Annotated in this window: 8 protein-coding genes; 4 read left to right on the plus strand and 4 right to left on the minus strand. The window is 75.1% G+C overall.

Annotated features, from left to right (window positions below; all coding sequences use genetic code 11):
- Nucleotides 1-141 precede the first annotated feature (141 nt).
- Nucleotides 142-1,956 carry a S9 family peptidase gene (locus ACJ9NR_RS21520; protein ID WP_412493690.1) on the plus strand — a complete coding sequence of 605 codons (1,815 nt, stop codon included), beginning with the start codon at nt 142-144 and terminating at the stop codon, nt 1,954-1,956.
- A 73-nt stretch (nt 1,957-2,029) separates the two neighbouring features.
- On the opposite strand, the gene ACJ9NR_RS21525 is transcribed toward ACJ9NR_RS21520, so the two are convergent.
- Complete coding sequence (locus ACJ9NR_RS21525) at nt 2,030-3,931, minus strand: NAD-binding protein (RefSeq protein ID WP_412493819.1); 1,902 nt, start codon at nt 3,929-3,931, stop codon at nt 2,030-2,032.
- A gap of 176 nt (nt 3,932-4,107) precedes the next feature.
- Here ACJ9NR_RS21525 and ACJ9NR_RS21530 point away from each other — a divergent pair, with 176 nt between their 5' ends.
- Together ACJ9NR_RS21530 and ACJ9NR_RS21535 are read left to right on the plus strand one after the other, a co-directional pair.
- Entirely contained in the window at nt 4,108-5,223 is a 1,116-nt protein-coding gene (locus ACJ9NR_RS21530) for a permease (RefSeq protein ID WP_412493689.1), read from the plus strand.
- A complete protein-coding gene (locus tag ACJ9NR_RS21535) occupies nt 5,220-6,071 on the plus strand; it encodes a TIGR03943 family putative permease subunit (RefSeq protein ID WP_412493688.1) in 852 nt (283 codons plus the stop codon). The genes ACJ9NR_RS21530 and ACJ9NR_RS21535 overlap by 4 nt, the downstream gene beginning before the upstream one ends.
- Here ACJ9NR_RS21535 and ACJ9NR_RS21540 read toward each other — a convergent pair.
- A complete protein-coding gene (locus tag ACJ9NR_RS21540; RefSeq protein ID WP_412493687.1) occupies nt 6,010-6,525 on the minus strand; it encodes a hypothetical protein in 516 nt (171 codons plus the stop codon). The two genes, ACJ9NR_RS21535 and ACJ9NR_RS21540, sit on opposite strands and share 62 nt — an antisense overlap.
- 98 nt (nt 6,526-6,623) lie before the next feature.
- Between ACJ9NR_RS21540 and ACJ9NR_RS21545 the strand changes: the two genes are divergently transcribed.
- Nucleotides 6,624-7,253, plus strand: coding sequence for a hypothetical protein (locus tag ACJ9NR_RS21545; protein ID WP_412493686.1), 630 nt, complete (start codon nt 6,624-6,626; stop codon nt 7,251-7,253).
- On the opposite strand, the gene ACJ9NR_RS21550 is transcribed toward ACJ9NR_RS21545, so the two are convergent.
- Both ACJ9NR_RS21550 and ACJ9NR_RS21555 read right to left on the minus strand, forming a co-directional pair.
- The gene (locus tag ACJ9NR_RS21550) at nt 7,243-8,013 is read right to left on the minus strand and encodes a glycosyltransferase family 2 protein (protein ID WP_412493685.1); all 771 of its coding nucleotides are present in this window, start codon (nt 8,011-8,013) and stop codon (nt 7,243-7,245) included. The two genes, ACJ9NR_RS21545 and ACJ9NR_RS21550, sit on opposite strands and share 11 nt — an antisense overlap.
- Before the next feature lie 199 nt (nt 8,014-8,212).
- Nucleotides 8,213-12,385 (minus strand): nSTAND1 domain-containing NTPase, encoded by a 4,173-nt coding sequence (locus tag ACJ9NR_RS21555; RefSeq protein ID WP_412493684.1) that lies wholly within the window; start codon nt 12,383-12,385, stop codon nt 8,213-8,215.
- Between the last annotated feature and the right edge of the window lie 199 nt (nt 12,386-12,584).

The raw sequence follows: 12,584 nt of genomic DNA on the forward strand, positions 1-12,584 counted from the left end.
CGATCCGACCTGGGCGAACGCCCCGATCGGGGCTGGTTCGCGGGCCCGCACGGGCCGGGGCGGGTAAGGGAGCGGTAGAAGTTGTCCACAGGCTGGGGATCCCGCCCGCGCGGCGTCACAGGAAGCAGGCAGTATGGGGTCATGACTGAGAGCAACGGGTCCGCCGCGCCGGATCGGAAAGAGGACATGCCGGACTGGGAGAAGCGCTTCCGGGCGCCGCGGGTGTCGCTGCCCGACTGGGCGCAGGACGCACCGGACCGCTCCCTGTTCGTGTCGAACGCGACGGGGACGTACGAGCTGTACGCCTGGGACCGGTCGACGGGCGAGCGGCGCCAGGTGACCGACCGGCCGAACGGCACGACGGACGGTGTGCTCACCCCGGACGGCGCGTGGATCTGGTGGTTCGACGACAAGGACGGCGACGAGTTCGGCGTCTGGCGCCGGCAGCCGTTCACGGGCGGGGAGAACGAGCTCGCGGCCCCGGGCCTGGGCCCCTCCTACCCGGCGGGCCTGGCCCTCGCCCGGGACGGCCGCACGGCGGTCGTCGGCCGCTCCACCGACGAGGACGGCACGACGATCCACCTCGCGCGCACGGGCGAGGACCCGGTGGAGATCTACCGCCACCGCGAGTCGGCGGGCGTCGGCGACCTCTCCCACGACGGCTCGCTGATCGCGATCGAGCACACGGAGCACGGCGACGCGATGCACTCGGCCCTGCGCGTCATGCGCCTGGACGGCACCGCCGTCGCCGAGCTGGACGACACCAGGGGCGGCAAGGAGGAGCTGGGCCTTGAGGTCCTGGGCTTCGCCCCCGTCGACGGCGACACCCGGCTGCTCGTCGGCCACCAGCGCCGCGGCCGCTGGGAGCCGATGGTGTGGGACACGGCCACCGGCGAGGAGACCGACCTGGCCCTGGACCTGCCCGGCGACGTCAGCGCCGAGTGGTACCCGGACGGCACGGGACTGCTCATCGTGCACAGCTTCGAGGCCCGCAGCGAGATGTTCCGCTACGACCTGGCGGGCCGGGCCCTGGAGAAGATCCCCACCCCGCCCGGCTCGGTCTCCGGCGCGACGGCCCGCCCGGACGGCAGCGTGGAGTACCTCTGGTCCTCGGCCGCCCGGCCGTCGGCGGTCCGCTCGACCACCGGTGAGGTCGTCCTCGACCCGCCCGGCATGAAGTCCCCGGGCTCGGTGCCGGTGGAGGACGTCTGGGTGGAGGGCCCCGGCGGCCGTATCCACGCCCTGGTCCAGAAGCCCGCGGGCGCCACGGGCCCGCTGCCCACCGTCTTCGACATCCACGGCGGCCCGACCTGGCACGACAGCGACGCCTTCGCCGCGGGCCCGGCGGCCTGGGTCGACCACGGGTACGCGGTGGTCCGCGTCAACTACCGCGGCTCCACGGGCTACGGCCGCGCCTGGACCGACGCCCTCAAGCACCGCGTCGGCCTCATCGAACTGGAGGACATCGCGGCGGTCCGCGAGTGGGCGGTGAGCTCGGGCCTCGCCGATCCCGCCCGCCTCGTGCTGACCGGCGGCTCCTGGGGCGGCTACCTCACCCTCCTCGGCCTGGGCGCCCAGCCGGACGCCTGGACCCTGGGCATCGCGGCGGTCCCGGTCGCCGACTACGTCACGGCGTACCACGACGAGATGGAAGCCCTGAAGGCCATGGACCGCACCCTCATGGGCGGCACCCCGGAGGAGGTCCCCGACCGCTTCGAGGCCTCGTCCCCGCTGACCTACGTCGACCAGGTCAAGGCCCCGGTCTACATCTCGGCCGGGGTCAACGACCCCCGCTGCCCCATCCGCCAGATCGAGAACTACGTCAAGCGCCTCCAGGCCCGCGACGCGGTCCACGAGGTCTACCGCTACGACGCCGGCCACGGCTCCCTGGTGGTGGACGAGCGGATCAAGCAGGTACGGCTGGAGCTGGAGTTCGCGGAGCGGTATCTGGGGTGACCGCCCGGCGCCGGGCGGGCAGGGCTCCCCGGCCCGTCCGGGCGGCCCGTCCGGCGATCGAGGACGGTGCCGTTCAGGGGTGGAGCGGGGGTCTGGGCCCGGCGGTCCCGAGCAGCGCCCGCTCGGGAGGACGGCGGCCGAGCAGTTCCGCGAGCCCCCGGCGGGTGGCGGCGAGCACGATCCGGTCGCAGCCGCGCAGCACGTAGGAGTCCGGCAGATCCCACACCAGCCCCGACCCCGGCAGGTCCTCGTACGCCTCCTGTGCGGCCGGCTCCTCCGGCCGGCCGTCGGAGACCCTCGTGTCGAGGGCCAGCACCCGCCAGGCCCCCGCCCGGAACGCCTCCGCGACGGTCTTGCCCTCCAGCTGCGCGTGCCCGCCCACGTCCACGGCGGCGAACAGCAGCACCCGCCGTTCCACCGGAATCGCGCCGAGGATCTGGCGCCCCATCATCGCCCCGGCGAAGGCGGGCGCCGCCAGGTGGGACACGCTGCGGCTGCGGGTGGACGCCCGCGGATGGGCGGCGCGCAGGGTCCGGTACACGGCGGTGGCGAAGTCGTCGTCGTACAGCCGCAGGACGACCCGCAGGTCCGGCCGTACGGTCCGGGCGTAGAGGGCGGCCTCGAGGTTCGTGGTGTCCGCGCTGGTCACCGCGAGCAGCGCGTGCGCCCGGTGGATCTTGGCGGCCTCCAGGACGCCCTCCTGGGTGACGTCCCCGAGCACCACGGGCACCCGCAGCCGCCGGGCCGCGGCCAGGCCCCGGGCCTCGGGGTCGGACTCGACGCACACGACGGGGATGCGCAGTTCGCGCAGCCGGGTCAGCACCCGCGTACCGATCTTGCCGAGGCCGAGGAGCACCACGTGCCCGCCCAGCCCCCGAGGGGGCTTGCGCAGCGCGGACGCGGTGCGGAAGGTGCCCAGCGCCTCCAGCACCGCGGCCAGCAGGACCGGCAGCAGCAGCAACCCCGTCAGCCCGGAGAGGAGTTGCAGGATCTGCCGCCCGACGGACGCCCCGATCGCGGGGTCGTCGATGGCGAACAGATCGAGCAGCGTGAGATAGAACGCGCTCAGCGGATGAATCCCCGTCACCAGCCACAGGGCCACCGCGAGCGCGAGCACGCAGCCCGCCAGCCCGGCCAGCGACCAGCGCAGCCGGCGCGAGAACAGCGACGCGAACGCCACGGCCCCGCGGGCGGGCGGCAGTTCGGGCCCGGCGTAGGACACCTGCTCAAGGACGACGGTCCCGCGGCCGGTGGCGGCCCGCACCGCCGCCTCGTCGGGCAGCAGCTCCGGGCCCTGCTCCCCGCCGTTGTCGGCGTTGTCCGCGGACAGCAGCGCCAGCGTGGCCAGCCCCGGCCGGGTCAGCTGACCGGCCACCGGTGTCCGTTCCACCGCCCGCAGCAGCAGACCGTCGGTCTGGACGACCTTGCTGGTGCCCGCGACGGCGGTGGCGGCGAGCGCCGGCGCGGCCGTGTCGGCGTCGGACAGTACGGTCGTGGAGGAGTCGGAGGCGGAGCCGTCCGCGTCGCCCGCGGCCAACGCGGCCGCCTGGTCGAGCAGTTCCTCGATGTGCTGGCCGAGGCGCCGGTTGTAGAGCCGGAGGACCAGCCGCAGCCGCGGGTTGAGCCGGCGGGCGATGAGGGCGGCGCGGATGTTGGTCTCGTCGTCGTCGTACACCAGCGCCAGCGCCGCGGCCCGCTCCACCCCCGCCGCGCCGAGCGCGTCCTCGGTCGGCTCGGCCGCCTCCATGAGGTGGGCCGTTCCCACGGGTTCGGCGGTGGCGCCGGTCGCGCGGTTGACGGTCGCGTTCACCACGCGGTCGAACAGCGCCGCCGTGGTCGCCCGGGCCCGCCCGGCCGCCGGTGCGCGCACCGCGCGCTCGGACGGCGGCACGACGAGGGTGACCTGTTCGCCGTAGACGCCCCGCAGTTCGGCGGCGAGTCTGTGCGCCAGTCCGTCGTCGCCGCACACGACCATGTGCGCCGACCCGTCACCGTCCGGCCGGCCTTGATTCGGAACGCTCGCCACGAGGGGAAAGACTGCCCCAAAGACACGGGTGGTTCCAGAGACGACTGAACAACGGCCTCCCTCCGGGCGTACCCAAGGCCGAGGGGAGACCAGCGCCTCTCCGTACCACCGGAGGTACCTCACACGTGGCCATCACCAAACCAGCCCCGCCGACGGCGGACTGCCACGAACCGGTGGCCGACAGCCCCGACCGCCCCCGATCACCGGACACGGGGCCGGCCGACGCGGTGTGCGCCGGCCCCGTGCCCGACGGGGTGAAGGGGGCCGGTGCGCAGTCCGCCGTCGGCGCGAGCTCCGCCGACACCAGGTCCCTCGCCCTGATCGTGCTGCTCCTGGTGATGGTGGTGCTGCAGGGCCCCGTCCGCGGCGCGCTCTCCGCGCCCGTCATGCAGAGCTGGATGACGGTGTTCGTGGCCGTGCTGGTCCAGGCGCTGCCCTTCCTCGTCCTCGGCGTGCTGCTCTCGGCGGCGATCGCCGTGTTCGTGCCGGCCTCGTTCTTCGCCCGCGCGCTGCCGAAGCGCCCGGCGCTCGCGGTCCCGGTCGCCGGGGTGGCGGGTGCGGTGCTGCCGGGCTGCGAGTGCGCGTCCGTGCCGGTGGCCGGGGCGCTGGTCCGGCGGGGCGTCACCCCGGCCGCGGCGCTGGCCTTCCTGCTCTCCGCTCCGGCGATCAACCCGATCGTGCTGACGGCGACCGCGGTCGCCTTTCCCCGCGACCCGGAGATGGTCCTCGCCCGCTTCGTCGCCAGCCTGCTGGTGGCGTGTGCGATGGGCTGGCTGTGGCACCGCCTCGGCCGTGCCGACTGGCTGCGCCCCCCCGAGCGCCCGCACCACGAGGGCCAGGGCAGGGGCGCCGCGTTCTGGGAATCGGTCCGGCACGACGTGATGCACGCGGGCGGCTTCCTGGTCATCGGCGCGATGGCCGCCGCGACGCTGAAGGCGGTCGCCCCGGCGAGCTGGCTGCGCACGGCGGCGGACAACCCCCTGGTGGCGATCCTGGCCCTGGCCGTCCTCGCCGTACTGCTGTCCATCTGCTCGGAGGCGGACGCGTTCGTGGCGGCGTCGCTCACCCAGTTCTCGCTCACGGCCAAGTTGGCGTTCCTGGTCGTCGGCCCGATGATCGACCTGAAGCTGTTCGCGATGCAGGCGGGCACGTTCGGCCGCGGCTTCGCCCTGCGCTTCGCCCCCGCCACCTTCGCCCTCGCGATCGCCGGGGCGGTCCTGACCGGGGCGGTGCTCCTGTGAACCGCCAGGCACAGGCAGCGGTCCTGTTCCTGCTCGGCGCGGCCCTGCTGCACGCGGGCTTCACCGATCTCTATCTGCGTTACGTCAAGGCAGGACTGCAGCCGCTGCTGCTGCTGTCGGGCGCGGTCCTGGTCGCGGCGGCGCTGGCGACGGTCTGGTACGAGTGGCGCGAGTGGCGGGGGCGGGGCAGCACCGAGTCCGGCCACGCCGAACGGCACGGCGACGGCGACGGCGGCGGCGACAGCGGCCACCGCGGCGACGGCGGCGACCACGGCGACGACGGCCGTGACAGCGGCGAAGGGCACGGGCACGGGCATGCACACGGGCACGGGCACGGTCACCGCGAACCCCGCGTCGCCTGGCTGCTCGCCCTCCCCCTCCTCGCCCTCATCCTGGTCGCCCCGCCGGCCCTCGGCTCCTACAGCGCGATGCGCACCGGTACGGCGCTCCAGCGGCCGTTCGGCTACGATGCCCTGCCCGCCTCGGATCCGCTGCCCCTCACCGTGGTCGACTACGCGACCCGCGCGGTCTACGACCACGGCCGTTCCCTCGGGGGCCGCCGGGTCGAGGTCACCGGTTTCGTCGCCCTGGACAGCGCCGGCCACCCCTATCTGGTCCGTATGGCCCTCAACTGCTGTGCCGCGGACGCCCAGCCGGTGAAGATCGCTCTGGCCGGCCGGATCCCGCCGGTGCTGCAACCCGACAAGTGGCTCCGGGTGACCGGGACCTACTCCGCCCGGCAGACCAGGGACCCGGTGAACGGGGGCCCGGTCCCCTACCTCCGCGTCACGGTGGCGAAGCCGGTCCCGACCCCGAAGGACCCGTACGACGAGTCCTGGAACAAGTGACGCTCCACCCGGCCTCGCGCACCGCGGCCACCGCGCGTTCCTCCGCGTCGTCGGCGGCGGCGTTCAGGGCCGTGTCCCGCCCCGCCGCGGCCCCGCCCGCCGCGGCCGCGGCGGCCTGCGAGGCGGCGAGGGCGGCCCGCAGGACCCCGCGGCCGGCCTCACCGCCGCCGGCCGCGAGGGCCACCTGCGCGGCGAGTGCCGCGGTGGCGGCGGCGTTCCGCGCGCAGCGGGCGTCGGCCGCCGGGTCGGGAGCGCTCGCCGCGAGGGCGTCGAGGGAGCGCGCGGACAGGCGCAGGGCGCCCGCGGCGCGCCCGGCGGGGGTCGTCGGCACCGGTTCGGCGGCTGCCGGGTCCACCCCGGCGTGCTCGCACGCGGCCACGGCACGGTCGTAGGCGCTGTGCGCGCGAGCGGCATGGCCCTTCCTGAGCGCCCGCGCGTCGTCGAGCCCGGCCATCCGAACCCCCTCGGTCCTGCTCCTGGATATCTGACGGGTCGTCAGTTATCGTCCCCTGCTGTCCGGCTTCCAAACGGGTGAGCGAAGGGCTGAACGCAGTGCAGACGACGACACCTCCCCCCGGCCCGCAGCCGACCGGAGACCCCCGCTGGGTCGCCATGTTCCACCGGCCCTCCACGGACTCCTGGCAGGTGTGCGCCGAGTCGCCCCATCGCGCTCCCGTCCAGTACGCGCTCGGCGAGATGGCCCACACCGTGCGGGCGCGCGGCGGCTCTCTGGCGGTGAGTCTGTGGGGTCCGAAGGACGGTGGATGGCAGCGCTTCGACGTGCCGGCCACCCCCGCGACGGCCTCCGCGACGGCCCCTGCGTCGGCCCCCGCGACGGCCCCTGCTTCGGCCCCCGCGACGGCCCCTGCTTCGGCCTCCGCGACGGCCCCTGCTTCGGCCCCCGCGACGGCCCCTGCGTCGGCCCCCGCCACCGCCTCCGTGACCCCCGGCCCCCATCAGGCCCGCGGCCCCGGGGAGCGGAGCAGGCTGGCGGAACGCATGGACGCCCGCCGGCGGCAGGTGCTCATGGCCGGCCTGACCAGGGCGGGCCTTTACGACCTCACGCCGGAGGACCACACGGCCGTACAGGCGCTCGTGGAGCGGCTGGACGAGACGACGGTGCGCCGGGTGGCACGGTGGCTCGCCGCGGCCGGCGGGGAGAGCGGGGCGGTCAGTCCGTGAGGGGAGGGGGCGGGCGGAAGCCCGCGAGCGCTCTCGCCCGCGCCTCCACCACGGCCATGCGCGCCTCGCGCTCGGCCGGGTCGACGTGCGCCGCCTGACCCGTCGCCTGCCCCTCCCACTTGCGGTAGAACAGGCCCACCTTGCGTGAGAACCAGCCCCGGCTCACGGCGTCCAGGGCGAGCAGCAGACCGGTGTCCTCGGAGGCCGGCAGGGCCATCCAGCCGCCGAGGGCCAGCAGCAGGTCGCGGCGGACGCAGAGCGTCGCCGGGTGCACCGGGGCGCGGAAGCCGTTCGCCCGCCATGAGCGGAGCACGGCACCCCGCTCGATCGGGCCCTCGTCCGGGTCGCCGGGGAAGCCGGCCGTCGAGCCGTCCGGCAGCAGGTCCAGCGCCCGCGACGTCGTCCAGCCGATCTCCGGCGCGCGCTCCAGCACCGCCAGATCGCGGGCCAGCGTGCCCGTCGGCAGCAGGTCGTCGGCGTCGAGGATCTTCACGTACGGACCGTCGGCGTGCGCGAGCGCCATCGTGCGGGCCACACCGGGGCCGCCCGGCCGGCCCTGGTGGAAGGTCACGCGCGCGTCGTCGGGGACACGGCCGCGGACCTCGTCCGTCCTGCCGTCCTCCTGGATCACCCAGCGCCACGACCAGCCCCGCGGAAGCTCCTGCGCGCGAAGGGACTCGTACGCCTCGGGCAGGAACCCGGCCGACGGGGCGTGCACGGCGGTGACGACGACGACGCGCCGGTCCACGGCGGCGCTCACCACCTTCCCGGGCACGTGGCGGACATGCGAAGACCCGGTCGCTGGCGACGGGGGATGCACCAGCGACCGGGCTGCCGCCCAGCCTAACAAGGCCGCAGGCGCGGCGGGAGCCGACGACCCGGCCCGGGACCGCCGCTGTGGCCGGAATCACGCCGCTCGCTGACACCAACTCGCCCTGAATGCAGGCGAGTTCAGGACTCTAGTCACCGCACGGCGGCCGGTACGAAAGGCGCGGCAGGTACTCGCGCCACTTCCGCGCCGTCAGGACTCCGTGCGTGGTCGAGCAGATGCGCCGGACGGCGTCGTCGGGGTCCAGGCTCCACAGCCGTACGGTGTCGGCGCCGCTGGAGACCCCGAGCATGTGGCTCCTCGGACTGAACGCGAGGAAGTTGCCGGTCTTGGCGTTCGGGCTCATCGACTGGCCGATCGGCCCGGCGCTCGAGGGATCGGACACCTTCCACAGGCGGACGGTGTTGTCGTTGCCGCCGCTGGCCAGGGTGTGCCCGTCCGGGCTGTACGTCAGCGACACGACCGCTTCGGTGTGCCCGGTCAGGGGCGCGCCGATCCTCGTCACGTGCGCCGGGTCGGCGCTGTCCCACAGGCGGACCGTGTCGTCGTCACCGCCGCTGGCGAGCGTGCGGCCGTCCGGGCTGTAGGCGAGCACGTTGACGGGTCCGGTGTGCCACGTGAGCGGTGCGCCGAGCGGCGTCGTGCGCGCCGGGTCGTCGACGTTCCACAGCCGGATGGTGCCGTCGGCGCTGCCGCTGGCGAGCGTGTGACCGTCCGGGCTGAAGTCCAGGGCGTTGATGTAGCCCTTGTGGCCGGTGAGCGGGGCGCCGTAGGCGACGACACGGGAGGGGTCGCTGACGTTCCACAGCTGGAAGGTGTGGTCGGTGTAGGCGGTGGCCAGGGTGCGCCCGTCGGGACTGAAGGCCAGCGCGTCGGGGCCCATGAACCGGGTCCGCAGCCTGATGGGCCGCTCGTAGGGGACCGGCCGGGCCGGGTCGGCGACGTTCCACAGATGCACCGTCCGGGTCGCCGTGAGTACCGCGAGGGTGCGGCCGTCGGGGGAGAAGACCATCTCCTCGCCGCCGTCCGCGTGTTTGAACGGTCTGCTCAGCGCCACCGGCCGGCTGGGCCTGCGCACGTTCCACAGCCGTACCGCGCCGTCCCGCCCGACCGTGGCGAGCACCTTCCCGTCCGGGCGGAACCTCGCCGTCCGGCCGATCATGTCCGACGTCGGGATCGACCACAGCCGGACCTTGCCGTCGCCGCTCCCCGTCGCGAGGGTCCGTCCGTCGGGGCTGAAGCCCAGCGCGTACATCTCGCCGCTGCCGCCCGCGAGCGGCTCGCCGACCTGGGAGGGATAGGCCGGATCGCTCACGTTCCACAGGCTCGCCGTGCTGTCCGCGCTCGCGGCGGCCAGCTGCCTCCCGTCGGGACTGAAGGCCACCGACCAGATGGGACCGGTGTGGCCGGTGAGGGGCGAGCCGATCTCCGTGACGTGTGCCCGGTCGGTCACGTCCCACAGCCGTACGGTGTCGTCCGCGCTGCCGCTGGCGAGGGTGCGGCCGTCCGGGCTGAAGGCCACCGAGTGCACCAGGTCGGTGTGGCCGGTCAGGGGCGCGCCGATCCTCGTCACGTGCGCCGGGTCGGCCACGTCCCACAGCCGTACGGTGTCGTCGTCGCCGCCCGTCGCGAGGGTCCGTCCGTCGGGGCTGAACGCGACGGAGCGCACGGCGGCGGTGTGGCCGGTCAGAGGCGGGCCGATCTCCGCGGCGTGCGCCGGGTCGCTCACGTTCCACAGCCGTACGGTGTGGTCCTCGCCGACGGACGCGAGGGTGTGCCCGTCCGGGCTGAACGCGATCAGGTAGATCGTGCCCTTGTGCCCGGTCAGGGGCGCGCCGATCCGGGTGGCGTGCGCCGGGTCGGAGACGTCCCACAGCCGGATCGTCCCGTCGTCGCCCGCGCTGGCGAGGGTGTGGCCGTCCGGGCTGAAGACCGCGCTGCTCACCCAGCTGGTGTGGCCGGTGAGGGGTCTGCCGAGCGGTGCGGGGCGGCTGCGGTCGCTCACGTCCCACAGCCGGACCGTCCGGTCGTAACTGGCGGTGGCTAGGACCTTCCCGTCCGGACTGAACGAGGTGAGGTAGACGGCGCCGGTGTGGCCGGACAGCGGGGTGGCCAGCGGCGCGTTCACGATCGAGACCAGCCGGCTGCTCGCGCCCTCGTCCCCCGGACGCAGCCGGTGCGCCACCAGGTCGAGCTGGGCGGACAGCGACGGATCGGTGTACTGGACACGGTCGGCCTCGGCGACCACCTGCTCGAAGACGGCGTCGTTGCGCTGCTGCCAGGCGACGACCGCCGCGCCGACGGCCAGCAGCGCGAGGACGACCAGGGCGGACACCGCGCCCCGGCTGATCCACACCGTGCGCCGGCGCAGCCTGACCGAGGCGGCCAGGAACTCCACCGCGCTCCGGGTGAGGAAGGTGTCCCCGCCGTCCTCGGCGGACTTCGCCCAGGTGTGGGCCTGCTCCAGCCGCGAACCCCGGTAGAGCAGCGACGAGTCGCGGTCCGAGCTCTCCCAGGCCCGGCCGTCCTCCTCCAGCCGCTGCCGCAGCAGGTTGCCGCTGCGGTCCTCGTCGATCCACCCGCGCAGCCGCGGCCAGGCGTGCAGCAGCGCCTCGTGAGTGATCTCCACGGTCTCCGCGTCGAGCGTCACCAGCCGGGCGCGGACCAGGGCCTCGAGCGACTCCTCCGTCTTGGCGGGGTTCGCCGACTCGTCCGCCAGCCGGCGCCGCGTCCCCCTGCGGCGGGTGGCCTGGGTGTCCTCGCTCAGCCGGACCAGACGCAGCAGCAGCAACCGCGCGGCCGTACGGGCGGGCGGGTCGAGGCCCGACCAGGCCCGCTCGGCGGTCGCGGCCACCGCGCCCTGGATGCCGCCCGCGGCGCGGTAACCGGCGAGCGTCAGCCGCCCCGCCTTGCGCCGCTGCCAGGTCGCGAGGAGCGCGTGGGACAGCAGCGGCAGCACCCCGGCGTCGTGCGCGCCGCGCGGCCCGTCGGCGCTCACCTCCCGCACGATCAGCTCCGCGAGGCCCGGTTCCAGCTCCAGCCCGACGGCCTTGGCCGGCCCGGTCACCGCGTCGCGCAGCTCCGCCGTGGTCAGCGGCCCGAGCACCATGTGGCGGTGCTGGAGCGCGTCGGCCAGTTCGGGGTGGGCCAGGCACTGCTCGTAGAAGTCGGCGCGGATGCCGAGGACCACCAGCACCGGGGCGCGCTCGCCGGGGCCCGCGGGCGTGCACGCGGCGTGCAGGATCCGCACGAACAGCTCCCTGCGCGCCTCGTCCGCGCAGAGGGTGAAGGCCTCCTCGAACTGGTCCACGATCACCACCGGACGCCCCCCGGACGCCGTCTCACGGCGCGCCCACCGTGCGAAGGCGTCCCGGACGGCACGGTCGTCGTCACCGCACGCGCCCTCCGCGACGGCGCCGCCGGCTCGGGCGTTCCGGGCGGTGGTGTCGTCGGCTCGGGGGTTCCGGGCGGTGGTGTCGTCCGCGGCGGCGTCTCGCGCCGCGTCCTGCTCCTGCGCGTCCTGCTCCTGCGCGTCCTGCCTCTGCGCGTCCTGCTCCTCCGCGTCCTCCCCCTCCGCGTCGTTCGTGGCGACGACGGGGACGAGCTCAGGAACCCTTCGCGTCAGCTCCCTCACGGGGTCCGCACCCGGTACGAGCTGCAGCACGCGCCTCGGCCCGCTGCCGTCGCCCAGGGCGCCGCTCTTGACCGCGGTCGCCAGCCCCGCGTGCAGCAGCGAGGACTTCCCCGCGCCCGAGGCGCCGACCAGCATGACCAGGCCGCCCGTCCGCTCCGCCGCGAGCAGCTGGTCGACGAGCGCGCCCGTGCTCCGGTCCCGGCCGAAGAACCAGCGGGCGTCCTCCTGCCGGTAGGAGGCCAGGCCCCGGTACGGACACACGGCGGGGACGGCCGGTGCCTCGGCGTACGGCTCCTGCGGGGCGGCGGCCGCCGCGGGGCGCTCGCCGGCCGGGTCGGCCACGGCGCGCTCCCACAGGCGCTGCCACTGGCCCGTGTCGTAGAGGCCGGCGGACACCGGCGTGGGCCGGGCGCGCCGCGCCTGGGGGATGAGGACGTGCAGCACGGCCGCGAGTGCGGCGAACTGGGCCGGCACGTTCTTGGCCCGCCGCCAGTCGCTGATCCGCTGGGCGGAGACCCGCACCGGCCGCCCCCGCTCGTCCACCCGCTGAAGCTGGACGACCGCCTCGGCCACCCGCGCCAGGGGAGGGTTGCCCGCCTCCCGGTACAGCAGCGCGAGCCGCTCCGCGAAGGCCGTACGTGCCCCCGAGTCGGAAACCACGGCCTGCACTCCCTACGTCCCTCGCGTTCGTCCATCCGGACCGGAAAACTCACTTTATACGGCTGACCTGCGGCTTAACTCTCCGGACCGGAGCCGGAACCTCCTCAGCGGGGGCCCCGGCTGGCAGGATCACGACGCAAGGGCGAACCGCCGCGCGCCGTCCGCGCAGGCCATCAGCTCAGCGCCCGGAGACACAGCCCAGGACGCC

The sequence above is a fragment of the Streptomyces sediminimaris genome, from assembly GCF_047049295.1.
Classification (GTDB): domain Bacteria; phylum Actinomycetota; class Actinomycetes; order Streptomycetales; family Streptomycetaceae; genus Streptomyces; species Streptomyces sediminimaris.

Excerpts from the sequence above, each read along its gene's own strand:
- ACJ9NR_RS21520 (WP_412493690.1), top strand. The coding sequence starts at position 142 with ATGACTGAGAGCAACGGGTCCGCCGCGCCGGATCGGAAAGAGGACATG.
- ACJ9NR_RS21525 (WP_412493819.1), bottom strand. The coding sequence starts at position 3,931 with ATGGTCGTGTGCGGCGACGACGGACTGGCGCACAGACTCGCCGCCGAA.
- ACJ9NR_RS21540 (WP_412493687.1), bottom strand. The coding sequence starts at position 6,525 with ATGGCCGGGCTCGACGACGCGCGGGCGCTCAGGAAGGGCCATGCCGCT.